General features: G+C 68.1%; 13 protein-coding genes. 11 read left to right on the forward strand and 2 right to left on the reverse strand.

The features are described from left to right. Nucleotides 1–111: 111 nt before the first annotated feature. Nucleotides 112–840 carry a helix-turn-helix domain-containing protein gene (locus GS424_RS04005; protein WP_186939791.1) on the forward strand — a complete coding sequence of 243 codons (729 nt, stop codon included), beginning with the start codon at nucleotides 112–114 and terminating at the stop codon, nucleotides 838–840. 15 nt (nucleotides 841–855) lie between these two features. Continuing rightward, nucleotides 856–1,707, forward strand: coding sequence for a DUF4097 family beta strand repeat-containing protein (locus tag GS424_RS04010; protein WP_160943397.1), 852 nt, complete (start codon nucleotides 856–858; stop codon nucleotides 1,705–1,707). A 22-nt stretch (nucleotides 1,708–1,729) separates the two neighbouring features. On the opposite strand, the gene GS424_RS04015 is transcribed toward GS424_RS04010, so the two are convergent. After that, nucleotides 1,730–3,376 carry a sensor domain-containing diguanylate cyclase gene (locus GS424_RS04015; protein WP_160943396.1) on the reverse strand — a complete coding sequence of 549 codons (1,647 nt, stop codon included), beginning with the start codon at nucleotides 3,374–3,376 and terminating at the stop codon, nucleotides 1,730–1,732. 162 nt (nucleotides 3,377–3,538) lie between these two features. Between GS424_RS04015 and nrfD (GS424_RS04020) the strand changes: the two genes are divergently transcribed. The 9 genes from nrfD (GS424_RS04020) (at nucleotide 3,539) to GS424_RS04060 (ending at nucleotide 12,051) form a co-directional block, all read left to right on the forward strand. Then, nucleotides 3,539–4,453, forward strand: a complete 915-nt coding sequence (gene nrfD, locus GS424_RS04020) for an NrfD/PsrC family molybdoenzyme membrane anchor subunit (protein WP_160943395.1) — start codon at nucleotides 3,539–3,541, stop codon at nucleotides 4,451–4,453. A 22-nt stretch (nucleotides 4,454–4,475) separates the two neighbouring features. Then, a complete protein-coding gene (locus GS424_RS04025) occupies nucleotides 4,476–5,447 on the forward strand; it encodes a slipin family protein (protein ID WP_160943394.1) in 972 nt (323 codons plus the stop codon). Between the two features lie 5 nt (nucleotides 5,448–5,452). Then, on the forward strand, nucleotides 5,453–5,857 hold the full coding sequence (locus tag GS424_RS04030) for a GntR family transcriptional regulator (protein ID WP_101721698.1): 405 nt from the start codon (nucleotides 5,453–5,455) through the stop codon (nucleotides 5,855–5,857). A 353-nt stretch (nucleotides 5,858–6,210) separates the two neighbouring features. Then, nucleotides 6,211–8,682: a molybdopterin-containing oxidoreductase family protein gene (locus GS424_RS04035; RefSeq protein WP_160943393.1), complete on the forward strand. Its 2,472-nt coding sequence runs from the start codon at nucleotides 6,211–6,213 to the stop codon at nucleotides 8,680–8,682. After that, nucleotides 8,682–9,311, forward strand: a complete 630-nt coding sequence (locus GS424_RS04040; RefSeq protein ID WP_160943392.1) for a 4Fe-4S dicluster domain-containing protein — start codon at nucleotides 8,682–8,684, stop codon at nucleotides 9,309–9,311. Before GS424_RS04035 ends, GS424_RS04040 begins: the two co-directional genes overlap by 1 nt. A gap of 18 nt (nucleotides 9,312–9,329) precedes the next feature. Next, complete coding sequence (gene nrfD / locus GS424_RS04045) at nucleotides 9,330–10,556, forward strand: NrfD/PsrC family molybdoenzyme membrane anchor subunit (RefSeq protein WP_160943391.1); 1,227 nt, start codon at nucleotides 9,330–9,332, stop codon at nucleotides 10,554–10,556. A gap of 51 nt (nucleotides 10,557–10,607) precedes the next feature. Beyond that, nucleotides 10,608–10,967, forward strand: a complete 360-nt coding sequence (locus GS424_RS04050; protein ID WP_160943390.1) for a hypothetical protein — start codon at nucleotides 10,608–10,610, stop codon at nucleotides 10,965–10,967. Between the two features lie 6 nt (nucleotides 10,968–10,973). After that, nucleotides 10,974–11,423, forward strand: a complete 450-nt coding sequence (locus GS424_RS04055; RefSeq protein WP_160943389.1) for a DUF4405 domain-containing protein — start codon at nucleotides 10,974–10,976, stop codon at nucleotides 11,421–11,423. Next, complete coding sequence (locus GS424_RS04060) at nucleotides 11,413–12,051, forward strand: TorD/DmsD family molecular chaperone (protein WP_244977668.1); 639 nt, start codon at nucleotides 11,413–11,415, stop codon at nucleotides 12,049–12,051. The genes GS424_RS04055 and GS424_RS04060 overlap by 11 nt, the downstream gene beginning before the upstream one ends. A 185-nt stretch (nucleotides 12,052–12,236) precedes the next feature. On the opposite strand, the gene GS424_RS04065 is transcribed toward GS424_RS04060, so the two are convergent. Further along, nucleotides 12,237–13,289, reverse strand: a complete 1,053-nt coding sequence (locus GS424_RS04065; RefSeq protein WP_244977669.1) for a lactonase family protein — start codon at nucleotides 13,287–13,289, stop codon at nucleotides 12,237–12,239. Nucleotides 13,290–13,527: the final 238 nt, after the last annotated feature.

Here is a 13,527-nt window from a genome sequence, read left to right on the forward strand (position 1 = left end):
AATCCCACTTCGCAGGCGTATGCAACCGGCGGTTGCGTAAAATGATAACCAGACATGCTGGTGCAACGAGCCAGGCAACCGTAGGCTGGGAATCGAGAAGGAGCGGACACCATGTCCCCAACGTCGAAGAAGGGATCGTTCATGAACGTCGAGATTGCCCAGCGCTTAGCTGCTATGCGACGCGAGCAAGGATACAGTCAAGAGGAGCTGGCCGAGCAGCTCGGGCTGTCGCGGCAGGCGGTGTCGAAGTGGGAACGCGCCGAGTCGTCGCCCGACACGGGAAACCTCATCGCGCTCGCGAAGCTGTACGGCGTGTCCATCGACGACCTGCTGTGCATCGACGACGACGTGGTGGACGACGTTCTGTTCGAGGAGAAGGACAAGGACGTCACCGCCGAGGCCCAGGCGCAGGAAGCCGCCGTGCGCGCCAACGAGGCAGCCGTGCGCGCGGCGCAGGCGGCCGTGGCCGCGGCGCAGGCCCGCGCGACGGCCGAGCAGGCGCACCAGGCCCCGCAGCCGCAGCCCCAACCGCAGCCCCAACCGGTCCAGCAGCCCTTCTACGGCGCGGCCCCCACGCCCCAGCAACCCCAGCAACCTCAGCAGCCGCAGGCTCCCTACGCGCCGCAGGCCCCCGAATCCTACGGCAATCAGCAGCGCCGCCAGCGCGGCCCCTGGTCGACGTTCCCGTACCCCGTGTTCTGCGTGTTCGCGTACATGGTGCTGGGCTTCCTGTTCGGCTGGTGGCATCCGGGCTGGATCCTGTTCCTCACGATCCCGCTGTACTACTGGATCGCGCACATCATCGAGAACGACCCGAACTACCGGTCGAACCGGCGCTAGCGAAAGGGTCTCATCATGACGAAACTAACGGGGGCGTCGTATGTCAAAATCGCGCTCATCATCGTGTTCGGCGCGCTCATCCTGGGCGCCATCGGCTTCGGCGGCTGCTCGTCCTGGCGTCTGAGCAGCGGCATCTGGGGAGAGACGAGCATGGGCTCGGCCAGCGTCGACGCGGCCGACGTCAAGAACCTGTCCATCAAGTGGGGCGCCGGCGAGGTCAAGGTGGGCGTGACCGACGGCGGCGACGCCATCGAGCTCATCGAGACGTCCACGGGCGGCGCGACGAAGGCGCAGCAGATGCGCTGGTCCGTCAGCGGCGACACGCTCAACGTGGACTACGGCCAGTGGTTCTCGTGCTCCGCGCTGATGGGGCGCAAGAGCCTCGAGGTGCGCATCCCGAAGAGCTACGCCCAGCAGCTGGGCACCGTCGACATCGACGGCGCGTCGGGCGACTACGACGTGAGCGGCCTCGGCTGCGAATCGCTCAAGCTGCAGCTTGCGTCGGGCGATCTGACGGGGCTGGACCTGCGGGCGGACGAGCTGCGCGTCGACGTCGCCAGCGGGCACCTGAACGTCGAGGGCCGCTTCCCCGATCGGGTGAACGTGCGCACGGCGTCCGGCGAGACGCGCGTCGTGTGCGAGGAGGTATGCCCCTCGTCCATCGACGTGGACATCGCCAGCGGCGAGGTGGGGGTGGCCGTGCCTCGCGACAGCGGGTTCACCGCGCGCATCGACAAGGCGTCCGGCGACTTCACCAGCGCGTTCTCGTTCTCGCAGAACGGCAACGTGTACACGAGCGGCGACGGCAGCGCCAGCGTGAACGCGCACATCGCCAGCGGCGAGTTCCGCATCGACTCGAGCAACTGACGGAAGCGGAAGGGAGGGCCGGTTAGCGGGTCGGCTCTCCCTCGCCGTACACGCAGCATTGCGATTTCCCGGCGCGCTTGGCGCGGTACAGCGCCTCGTCGCTGCGTCGGATGAGCTCGTCGATGGAGAAGTTCTGATCGTCGGACGTCACGATGCCGATGCTGCCCGTGAGCGGCCGCGCGTGCTCGTCGACCGTGGAACGCTTGCACAGCTTTGCCAGCAGCCCCTCGGCCTGCTCGCGCAGCTCGCGCGGATCGCGTTCGCCGAACACCGCCACCACGAACTCGTCGCCGCCCCAGCGGATGGCCAGGCCTTCCGGGAACGTCTGGCGCAGCAGGGTGCCCACCTTCAGCAGCGCCTCGTCGCCCACCGCGTGGCCGTACTGGTCGTTGATGTCCTTGAAGTCGTCCAGGTCGAGCGTGACGAGCGACAGCGGCTCGGCGCGGTCGCGCTCCTCGAGGTACTCGTAGAAGTAACGCCGGTTGTACAGCCCGGTCAGATAGTCGGTGCGCGCGTTCATCACGGCGCGCTCCTCGAGCCTGCGCGCCTCCGTCACGTCGCGGTAGATGCGCATCTGGCCCGTCTTGTTGCCGAACACGTCCACGATGGGGGTCTTGTTCATCTCGAGCACCTTGCGCTCGCCGTCGATCACGGCTTCGAACTCGCGATCCTCGTGGATCTGGCGCTGCTGGGCGAGCTCGTCGCCGAACACGATGCGCCGCCAGTCCTTGATGTGCCTGCCGACGATGCGGTGCCGATCCACCTTGAAGTACGTCTCGGTTTCGCGGTTCGCGTTGAGGATGATGCCGTCCGCGTCTTCGATGACCACCGAGAACGGCAGCGCGTTGATGAGGATGTCCAGCTCGGTGGCGATGTTGCCCAGGTCGGTCACGTCGTGCGCGATGCCCACGGTGCCCATCGTGCGCCCGTCCTCGTCGAACAGGGGCGACTTGTACGTTTTGAACTGCCGCATGCCGCGCTTCGTCTTCACCTGCTCGTCGAACAGGCACGTGCGGCCGGCCTCCATCGTCTCGTCCTCGGATTCCAGGCACACGTACTCGCCGGTGGCGTACTCCTCGGGCGTGATGTCCCAGATGAAGTAGTGTCCGCGACCCTCCACCTGCCGCTTCGTCTTCTCCACGGTGGCGCAGAACGCGTCGTTCACCTTGAGGTGGGAGCCGCGCGCGTCTTTGAACCAGATGAGCTCGGGCGTGGAGTCGATGGCGGTGTCGAGGTAAGTGCGGGTCAGGCGCAGGTCGGACGCCAGCAGGGCCTCGCGTTGCAGGCGGGCGAACTCGAAGGCGAGCCGCGTCTCGTCGAGCGGTGCGATCCAGGCGGCGTCGACCAGCGCGTAGTCGTCGGCGTCCCAGGCGGCCAGCGTGCCGGCATCGGCGACGATGACGAAGGCGCTGAACGATTCGCCGCGCTGCTGGCGTCGCTGCGAGGAGAGCGCCTTGAGCGCGCGGGAGGGGCGGGAGGCTCCGTGCGCCTTCTCGAGCAGGGCGGCGTCCGCGATCACGATGTCGCCCGCGAGGAACGCGTCGTCGTCCCAATCGTCGAGGGCGATGAGCTCGTGGGTGAAGCGCTCGAGGGGCGCGATGCCTTGCAAGGCCGCGACGAGCGGGCCGGAGACGCCGAACAGGTTGATGTGAAGCGTTTTCCGGTACATGGCGCCCCCTCCTCGTTGATTGAGCACATTGTACTCTGCTCTGAACGATATGCTAGAGCGAAATATCCTCTGCGCGTCGATTGCCGGGAAAGCAGCATTCGCCTGGTGCTATAATACCAATGAATTGCTGTATTGCGACAATTCGAAGGGGACGGGCGTCGCATGTTCAACGCGCTCACGATAGGCTATCTCTTCCTGGGCGGAACCGGCGCGGGCGCCCTTGCCGTGCTGTGCGTGCTCGAGTGCGCTCGCGCGCTGCGATGGCGCGCGCTCGCCATGCCCGAGGAGTTCTTCGCGCGGGGGTGGCCCGTCTGCGCGGTGACGTTGGCGACGGGCATCCTGTGCCTGCTCGCGGACCTCGGCCGTCCCGACCGCCTGCTCCACCTGCTGACCTCGCCTGAGCCGTCGGCGATGGCGGTCGGGTCGTTCGCGCTTGCGGCCGCGCTGGTGCTTGCGGCGGCGTTCTCGGCGTTCGCGCTGTTCGACACCGTGCGCCTGCCCCGCGTCGCGGTCGTGTGCCTCGCGGCGGCGGGCGTCGCGGCGGCGGGCGCGACGGCGGCCTACACCGGCGTGCTGCTGGAGAGCCTCGCGTCGGTGCTGCTGTGGCGCACGCCGTTCGTGCCGGCGCTGTTCGTGCTGTCGTCGGCGTCGTGCGGCATCGCCGTGGCGTTTTTGGCGGCGTCGTTCGTGGAGACGCGGCACCCGTACCGCGGGCCGCTCGTGTGGCTCGCGCGTGTCGACGGCGGCATCGTGCTCGTGGAAGCGGGCTGCCTGGCCGTCTTCCTGCTGCTCGCCTTCGCGGGCGAGGGGACGGTCGCGGCGGCCCGCGCGCTCGTGCTCGGCGAGCTGGCCCCCGTGTTCTGGGGCGTGCTCGCGGTGTGCGGCCTGGCCGTGCCGCTCGTGCTCGAGCATTTCCTGACGCACGGGAACAGCCGCACGCAGCTGCTGTGGATCGCGGCGTTGCTGCTGGTTGGGGGGTTTGCGCTGCGCTGGTGCATCGTCGGCGCGGGCGCGTACGATGTGACGCAGATGCCGGAGGCGCTGTACGGGCTTGCAGGGTTCGGACAGCAGGGATAACCGGGGATAAGGAGCGAGAGCGATGGCGAAACGACGGGCAAGCGAGCGGTTCGCGAAGGACGCGCCCTACGACGTGCGCGACAAGGACGCCGAGATCAGGGCGGCAACCTCGTACGTGCCGCGCAAATCGTCGCGCAACGGCGCGGTCATCTTCAACATCGCGGTGTTCATCGCCTCGTGCGCCGTGGTGCTGGGCGTCGCCTACGCGGCAACGGGCCAGGTGGGCATCGAGGCCATCGTCGCCATGCTGCTGGTGGCGCTGCTCGTGCTGTCGTCGACGCACATCGCGCTTTCCTGGGAGAAGGTGGTCGTGCTGCGGTTCGGCAACCTGAACCGCGTCGTGGGGCCGGGCCTGTACTTCACCATCCCCATCATCGAGCACGGCACCATCCGCGTGGACCAGCGCACCATCGCCACGCCGTTCTACGCCGAGAAGACGCTCACGGCCGACCTCGTGCCCGTCACGGTGGACGCCGTGCTGTTCTGGGTGGTGTGGGACGCCGAGAAGGCGTGCACCGAAGTCGAGGACTACTACGCGGCCGTGTCGTTCCTCGCCCAGACGGCCCTGCGCGAGGCGGTGGGACGCTCCACGGTGGCCGAGGTGGCGCTGCGCCGCGACCAGCTGGACGCCGAGATCAAGGACGACATCGAGAAAGAGGCCGCCAGCTGGGGCGTCGACATCATCTCGGTGAAGGTTCGCGACATCGTGATCCCCGACGAGCTGCAGGAGGTCATGTCGCTGGAAGCGCAGGCCGACCGCGAGAAGAACGCGCGCATGACCGTGGCCGGCGTGGAGGCCGAGCTCGCGGAGATGCTGGCCGAGGCCGCGCAGGCCTACGGCGACGCGGGCGCGGCGCTCAAGCTGCGCACCATGCTCATGCAGTACGAGACGGTGAAGAAGTCCAAGGGCACCGTGGTCACCGTGCCCAGCGCCATGAGCGACGGATTCACGGATAGTGCTATGATGAACGGCGACCGAACTACTGAGAGATAGGCTCTATGAACCCACTCGCCTCATTCGAACTTGACTACAACAGCGGCCTGCCGGTCTGGATCCAGGTGAAGAACCGCATCGCCTACCTCATCGGCTCGGGCGAGTACAAGACGGGCGACCGCCTGCCCACCGTGCGCGCGTTGGCGGTGGACCTCGACATCAGCTACAACACGGTGAACCGCGCCTACATGGACCTCGAGCGCGAGGGCTACATCTCCACGCGCAAGGGGAGGGGCACGTTCGTGGCCGAGCGCCACGCCGTGGGCGCCACCCTCGCCGCCGACAGCCCCGTCGAGCTGCTGGTGGACGACCTGATCCGCACCTGCGCCAACGCGGGCATGGCCGACGACGACATCCTCGCCCTCGTGCAGGCAAGGCTCGCCCAACGGCTCGTAGCCAACGGCCGCTAAGGGCGCGCCGTTCCGTCCCATCGCCGCCGTCGCGCCCCGCCTCTCGTGGCGCGGGGCCGCGCCCATGACTCGATGGGCCGTCCCGCGGCGACCTGCGTTGCCTCCCAGCCCCTGATGTTTCACGTGAAACATTCGTTCGCCCCATCCTCTCTATCCTGCAACTAGGCTAATCCCTTAGATTGATTGTCGCAAGTCATTGTGATAATGTGACAGTCACAAGGATTTGGCCAATTCTTATCAGGAGCACGATGGGGGATATCCTGAAGGATTGCGCGCGCGGGAGGCACCGGCTGCACCGCCTTCCAGCCGACGATCGAAGGGGATATCCTGACACGATCTTTGGAGGAGGAGAAATGTCAGGAACGAATGACCCGCACACCGGACTCACCCGCAGAAGCTTTCTCAAGACCACCGGTCTTGTTGCGGGTGCCACGGCGTTGGCGGGCGGCGCAACTCCTGCTATGCATGCGTTGGCCGCGGAGTCGGGGGCGGCAAACGGGGATTCCGGAGAGAAGGTCATGCCGGGCCGATGCTACTTCGGCGGCTGCTTCTCATGCAACTACAACGTGACGGTGCGCGACGGTCGAGCGGTGAAGGTGTCGCCCGACCCCGACGCCCTGTTCGGAAGAAGGCCTTGCCTCAAGGGGTATTCGCTTCCGCAGCGCATGTACTCGCAAGAGCGCATCAAGTATCCCATGAAGCGCGTCGGCGAGCGCGGCCAGAACCAGTGGGAGCGCATCTCCTGGGAAGAGGCCATCGCCACCATCACGGAAAAATGGAAGGGCTATATCGACCAGTACGGCGGTCAGTCCATCCTCGTGAGCACGGGCTCGTCGGGCGCGCGCTTCACCGTCTCCGGCGCAAGCCGTCTGGAGAACATCCTGCAATTCACGAACGTGGAGATGTGCGCGGACTGGGCCGTTTACCACGGGCTGCAGCGCGTGTACGGAAACCCTGCGACGGGTATCATGACGGCGCCCGGCAACGAGCCGTTCGAAGAGGACATCTTCAACGCAAAAACGGTGTTCATGTGGGGAAACAACCTTTCCGAGACCTACACGCAGCGCTGGCGCTACCTGATGGAGGCGCAGGAGCAGGGTGCGAGGATCATCTCGATCGACCCCAACGAGACCACCGTTTCGGCGCACGCCGACGAATGGTATACGGTGCGTCCGGGATCGGACCCGGCCCTCATGCTCTCGATGGTGCAGGAGATCATCGCGGAAGACCTGCAGGACACCGCCTATCTGAAGCGCGACACGGTGGGCCCGTTCCTCGTGCGCGACGATACGAAAGAGTTCCTGCGAATGAGCGACCTGGGCGTGGAGCCCACCGAGGGTCCGGTGAACGCCACGACCAAGAAGCCGACGATGATCGATCCGCCGGTGGTGTGGGACGCGGCGTCGGGCAAGGAGATGTCGTCGGCCGAATCGACCGACCCCGAGCTCGAGGGATCGTGGACTGTCGGGGGCTTCAAGGTGAAAACCGCGTACAGCCTCATGGTCGAAAGCGTGCAGGAGTACAAGCCGGAGGACGTTGCCGACATCGTCGATATGTCTGCCGACGACATACGCCGCCTGGCGCGTTTGGCAGTGGACGGTCCCGTCTCCCACATGTTCGGCCTCGGATCGCAGGCGTACGACAACGGCTTGCAGTTCGGCTCGGGCCTCGGCTTGCTGCTGGCGGTGACCGGCATGGTGGGCAAGCCGGGCGCGGGCGTGCAGGCCACCGCGTTCATGGGCATGCGAAACGCGAGCTTCCTGTTCCCGACGGGCACGTTCACCACCACCATCCCGGTGCTGCATCTTCCCGAGGTGATGGAGACGGGCACGTTCAAGGGCAAGGACTATCCGCCGTTCAAGGCCCTCTACATCAGGGGGTCGGCGCTGGTGGGCGGCAGGCCCGACAAGAACAAGATCATCGCCGAGATCATCGATAAGATGGAGTTCATCGTCTGCCTCGACGTGGCGTTCACCGACTCGGCGCTGTACTCCGACATCGTTCTGCCGGCGGCGCACTATTACGAGGTTGAAGACGTGTACGGCGCGACGCTGTCCTACCACGTCCAGCATGGTCCGAAGATCGTCGAGCCGGCGTTCGAAGCGAAGCCCGACTTGCAGGTGGCCAAGCTGCTTGCCGAGGGATTGGGCATCGGCGCGTACTTCGAGGGCGACGACGAGTCGTGGCTGCGCGAGCAGCTGAACTTTCCGGCGCTCACGGCGCAGGGCATCACGCTCGACGCGCTGCGCGAGAAGAAGGACATGCGCTACATCCCCGCAGGCGTGGGATACGCGGACGGGAAGTACTACACGCCGACGGGCAAGGTCGAGTTCTACTGCGAGAAGCCCCTCCCGCGCGTCGATCTCGGCCTCGACCTGGACGTGGCTCCCGAGCGCCTGCCGCGCTTCTACCCGCCCTTCGAGGCGTGGCCGGGAACCGATGCGATGGAGAAGTACCCCCTCATCCTCATCCCGGAGCACTCGCGCGGCCGTTTCCACACGGGCGGGTTCGACGGCGTGTGGCTGAACGAGATCGAACGCGGGCCCATCGTGCGCATGAATCCCGACGACGCGAAGGCGAGAGGCATCGAGGACGGCGACGATGTGGAAGTGTACAACGACCGCGGCCACGGCGTGGCGCGGGCCGTGCTCGACGCGGGCAAACGTCCCGGCATGCTGCAGTACCCGAAGGGCTTGCAAGGGCGCCAGTACAAGTCGGGAGACCTCGCGTCGCTCTGCTCGTTGCATATGGATCCTTTCGCGGTGAACTCGTCGTTCGGCGATACGTGCGTTGAAGTGCGCAAGTGGGATGGAGGGAACGAATAATGACTACGCAAAGACTTGGCTTCGTGGTCGACACGAAGCGCTGCGTCGGATGCCACACCTGCGCCGTCGCGTGCAAGAGCGAGAACAACATCCCCGACGGCCTGTGGTGGAACCGCGTGCTCACCGACGGCGGAGAGAGCATCGACTCGTTCAAGGGGGCGTACAAGGCCGCCTCGCGAACGTTCATCACGGTGGCCTGCCAGCACTGCGACAACCCGGCCTGCGTGAAGGTGTGCCCCGTGGGCGCCACCTACCGGGACGAGGAGACGGGCGTCGTGCGCCAGGACTACGACAAGTGCATCGGCTGCCGCATGTGCATGTCGGCGTGCCCGTACACCGGTGTGCGCTCGTTCAACTGGGAGGAACCGAAGTTTTCGGTGGACCACGCGATGGGCGACGCGGACGTTCCCGCGCACCAGAAGCACGTGTTGGAGAAGTGCACGATGTGCTATCACCGCATCGCGAAGGGGGAGAACCCGCTGTGCGTCGACGGGTGCCCCGCGTACGCGCGCTTCTTCGGGGATTTCAACGACCCCGATTCCGAGGTGTCGCGCCTGATCCGCGATCGCGAGTACATGCAGCTGTTGCCCGAACGCGGCACCAGTCCCTCCGTCTACTACCTCGTCTAGGGAGATAAGGAGAACGACATGTCTGAGAACGTATCGGCGGCGCAAGTCGCCAAGGCTCCTGCTGCCCGGTTCGGGGGCAGGGGGCTGAATATCGGCATCGCGGTCGCGGCGGTCGTCGCCGCCGCGGGCGTCGTGCTGTGGGGCGTCCAGCTCTCCGGCGGCCTCGTGCAGACCGGCATGCGCAACCTCGACTCGTGGGGGCTCTACATCACGATGTTCATGTTCCTCGTGGGCCTGTCGGCCGGAGGCCTGATCATCTCGTCGGTGCCGCGCGCCTTCGGGATGAAGGGCTTCGGCGGCATCTCGAAGGTGGCCGTGTGGACGTCGATCTGCTGCACGGTGCTCGCCGTCGGGTTCGTCGTGGTGGACCTCGGCCAGCCCGCCCGCCTGTGGGAGCTGTTCGCCTACTCGAACCTCGGCTCGCCGCTCATGTGGGACATCCTCGTGCTGGGCGCCTACCTGGTGCTGTCCGTCGCGTACCTCTGGGCCACGCTGCGCGCCGAGGCCGGCAAGGTGTCGGCGGCCGCGCTGCGCGTGATCAGCGTGGTGGCCCTCGTGTGCGCCGTCCTCGTGCACTCGGTGACGGCCTGGATCTTCGGGCTGCAGCAGGCCCACGAGCTCTGGCACACGGCGCTTCTGGCCCCGTGGTTCGTGTCCTCCGCGCTCGTGTGCGGCGTGGCGCTCGTGCTGGTCGTCGTCATCGCGCTTCGCAAGGCCGGCTACCTGAAGCTCGACCAGGCCAACGTCGTCAAGCTCGCCAAGATGCTGGGCGCCTTCGTGCTCGTCGACCTGTACTTCTTCGGCTGCGACCTGTTGACCTCCGCCTTCCCGGGCGGCTCGGGCGCCGAGGTCGCGAGCATGCTCACGACCGGCCCGCTCGCCCCGTTCTTCTGGACCGAGGTCGTCGGCTGCGCGCTCTGCGCCGTCGTGTGCTTCGCGCCGAGGCTGCGCACCAACCCGCTCATCGTCGTCGCGTCGCTCTTGGCCATCGCGGGCATCTTCTGCAAGCGCGTGCAGCTGCTCGTGGGCGGCTTCCAGATCCCGAACATCGACTACGCCGGCGTCATGACGCAGTACACCGTGACGGACGCCTCCGGCACCATGGCCGGCGCCTACCAGGGCATGGTCTATTGGCCGACGCCGCTCGAGTTCGGCGTGGCGCTCGGCGTGATCGGCCTGGGCGCGCTGCTCCTGCTGCTGGGCCTCAAGTACCTGCCGCTGAAGCCCGTGGAAGACGCGCGCTAGACAACCGCGTGGAAGGGGGCGCGTGCGCCCCCTTCGATTGGAGGGTGTTGCATGATGAGAAAGATCCTCGTCGCCCTCGCGGCCTTCCTGCTCGTCGGGGCGTGCGTGTTCGCCGGCGGGGCCGTGGCCGACACGTCGGTGGGGCTGCCCGAGCCCATCGGCCCCGACTCCCCCTGCCCGGCGGCGGGGTGCGCGTCGGGGTCGTGCCACGGCTTCGACGACGTGCCTTCGCCCGACGGCGTGCACGAGATGAGCTGCCCGGAGGCGTCGTGCGCGAGCGTCGAGTGCCACGCGTGGGACACCCTGACGACCCGCTACCACCAGGCGTCCGACGCGAGCCTCAACCTGTGGGTGCTCGCGCCGGTGGCGCTCGTCGTCGGGCTCGTGCTGATCGTGCGGAAGGTGGGGTGATGCGCCGTGGATAGGAAGAGCCTCGCCGTCGATGCGGCGTGCCTGCTGGTGTACCTGGTCGCGGCGAACCCGGCCGTCACGGGCATCGGCGTCCACGAGTGGGTGGGGATCGGCGTGCTGCTCGCGTTCCTCGTGCACGTCGCGATGCATGTCGACTGGGTCGTCGAGGCGGTCAAATCCGCCGCCGCGCGCCCGTCGTGGGTGCGTACGGGAAATCTCGTGCTGGATGCGCTCATCGTCGTGGCGTTCATGACGGTGACGGTGTCGGGCCTCATGGTGTCGGGCGCGGTTTTGGCGGCGTTCGGCCTGTACGCCGACGGGTACTACTTCTGGGATCCGCTGCATGCGACGGCGGCGAAGGTCCTGCTCGCGCTGCTGCTCGTGCACGTGGTGGCGCATGGGAAGTGGCTGGTCGGCTTCTTCAAGAATCGGAAAGGGGAGCACCGTGGGGAGTGAGGAGACGGGCGAGAGCCCCTGGCAGGTGCGCGCCGCAGCCTGGGAGCTCGCGGCGCTGAGCTTCCGCTACCCGGGCGAGGAGCTCGAGGGCGCCGTCGCCTCCGGCGAGTGGGCCGAGGCGGCCGAGGAGGTCGCCTCGGCGCTGGGCCTCGCGCTGCCGGGGGGCCGGGGCGCGCCCGCGCCCGGGGAGGGCCTGCGGCGCGAGGCCACGCGCCTGTTCGTGGGCGCGCCCGAGCCGGCGTGCCCGCCCTACGAGGGCGTGTGGGCCGCCGAGGCCGAGGGGGTTCAGGCGCTCCTGTTCGTCAACCCGCGCTCCATGGAGGTCGAGCGCTTCGTGCGCTCCTGCGGCCTCGGCCGCCCCGCAGGGACCAACGAGCCCCTCGACCACGTGGCGGCCGAGTGCGAGCTGCTGTCCTACCTGGCCTCCCTGGCCGCCGGGGCCACGGCGCCGGCGGGCGCGCCCGAGGCCGCCGCCCTTCCCGGCGGCTCCCCCGGGGCCGCCTACGGGCGCTTCCTCTCCGGGCACGCCCGCGCCTGGATGCCCGCCTTCGCCGAGCGCCTCGCCGCCGAGGCCCGCCACCCCTTCTACCGCGCGGCCGCCGCCTACCTGGGCGCGCTCGTCGCCTGAGGGCGCCCCGCCCGCCGCGGGAAGTGGCAGAGATCGCGCCGAATGCGCGGATTTTCGTCGAGTTTCGTGCAACGCAAGATTCTCGACCTGGGGTTTTCTCCTTCCGAGCTCGGCTTGAACCGCCCGAATCAGCACATTCGGCGCGATCTCTGCCACTTTGGGGCCGCGCCGTTGACGCTGTCGGATCACGCATCCCACACGACGCAGGCGGGCTGCGGCACGCGCACGTGCGCGACGGCTCGCACCGCTCCGTCGGCGGCGTCGCGCTCGAACAGGCGCACGTCGTCGCTCGCAAGGTTGGCCACCGCCAGAAAGCGCCCGTCGGGCGACAGCGCGAAGTGCCGCGGCCCCCGACCGCCGCACCCGACGTCCCAACGTCCGGCCGCCCGTCCCTGCTCGTCCACCTGGAACGCCGCCAACCGGTCGCTTCCGCGCACCGACGCGTACAGCTGCCGTCCGTCCGGCGCGAACGCGATATGGGCCGCCAGCGCATCGCCGTCCGGCGTCTGCGGAAGCGCCAGCTGCGCGACGGGCCGCCAATGCAAGCCGGCTTCGTCGAAGTGGAACAGCAGGACGTTGCATGCCAGCTCGTTCGCCAGCGCGGCCACCGGCAGCCGCGGGTGGTACGCCACCATGCGCGGCCCCGAGCCCGCCGCCACGCGCACCGTTTCCACGGGCTCCGGCGCGATCGCGCCGCACGCGTCCACCGGGTAGATCACGAGCGCATCGATGCCGAGGTCGACGGCCACCAGCAGCCGCGTTCCCGGCACGAAGCTCAGCGAGTGCACGTGGGGCGCCTCTTGCCGGTCGTCGCGCAGGCCGCGGCCCTCGTGCCGCCGCGACGGCAGCCCCGCCACGAGCCGCCCGTCGTCCAGCAGCGCGCAGCAGCCGATGGAGCCGCTCAGGTAGTTCGCGCCGTACAGGCTGCACCCGCTCGGGTCGGGCAGCACGAAGCACGTGCCCGCATCGCGGGGCGCCGTGCATGCCCCGCGGCAGGTCAGCGAGCCGTCGGCCTCGATGGCGTAGGAGGCCATGCGCCCGCACGCGTCCAGCTCGTGGGCGGCGTAGAGAAAGGGCCCGCGCCGCGCGAGGTAGGAGGGGTTCGGCGCGCATCCGTCCGTGCGCACGACGCGCGCCTCGCCCCGATCCTCGTCGAACGCAAGCGTATGGATGCCCGCATGCTCGGCGTCGCCGGTGTACCCGCCTGCGAACAGCCGACGGAAGGCGCCCCCGCTCACGGACGCTCCTCGGCCGGCGGCCGCGCGCCGAGCGCGCCGCGCGAGCGCGGCGGTTCGCTGCTGCCGCCGTGGGCGCGGCGCAGGTTCGTCCGTTTCGTCATGGGCCACCGCCTTCCTCGCGATGAAGATGTCGTCGAACGCCCAGTATGGACGGGAAAGGATCCTCGCGCGATGCCGCGCGGCCATTGTGCGAGGGCCGTAAAACCCTCGGCACGCGGCCGTTTCCCCGCGCCCCCCT

It is taken from the genome of Eggerthella guodeyinii (assembly GCF_009834925.2).
Classification (GTDB): Bacteria; Actinomycetota; Coriobacteriia; order Coriobacteriales; family Eggerthellaceae; genus Eggerthella; species Eggerthella guodeyinii.

Bases quoted from the DNA above. Each gene is read 5' to 3' on its own strand.
- GS424_RS04015 (WP_160943396.1), bottom strand. From the start codon at position 3,376: ATGTACCGGAAAACGCTTCACATCAACCTGTTCGGCGTCTCCGGCCCG.
- GS424_RS04025 (WP_160943394.1), top strand. From the start codon at position 4,476: ATGGCGAAACGACGGGCAAGCGAGCGGTTCGCGAAGGACGCGCCCTAC.
- nrfD (WP_160943391.1), top strand. From the start codon at position 9,330: ATGTCTGAGAACGTATCGGCGGCGCAAGTCGCCAAGGCTCCTGCTGCC.
- GS424_RS04030 (WP_101721698.1), top strand. From the start codon at position 5,453: ATGAACCCACTCGCCTCATTCGAACTTGACTACAACAGCGGCCTGCCG.
- GS424_RS04040 (WP_160943392.1), top strand. From the start codon at position 8,682: ATGACTACGCAAAGACTTGGCTTCGTGGTCGACACGAAGCGCTGCGTC.
- GS424_RS04035 (WP_160943393.1), top strand. From the start codon at position 6,211: ATGTCAGGAACGAATGACCCGCACACCGGACTCACCCGCAGAAGCTTT.
- GS424_RS04005 (WP_186939791.1), top strand. From the start codon at position 112: ATGTCCCCAACGTCGAAGAAGGGATCGTTCATGAACGTCGAGATTGCC.
- nrfD (WP_160943395.1), top strand. From the start codon at position 3,539: ATGTTCAACGCGCTCACGATAGGCTATCTCTTCCTGGGCGGAACCGGC.
- GS424_RS04050 (WP_160943390.1), top strand. From the start codon at position 10,608: ATGATGAGAAAGATCCTCGTCGCCCTCGCGGCCTTCCTGCTCGTCGGG.
- GS424_RS04010 (WP_160943397.1), top strand. From the start codon at position 856: ATGACGAAACTAACGGGGGCGTCGTATGTCAAAATCGCGCTCATCATC.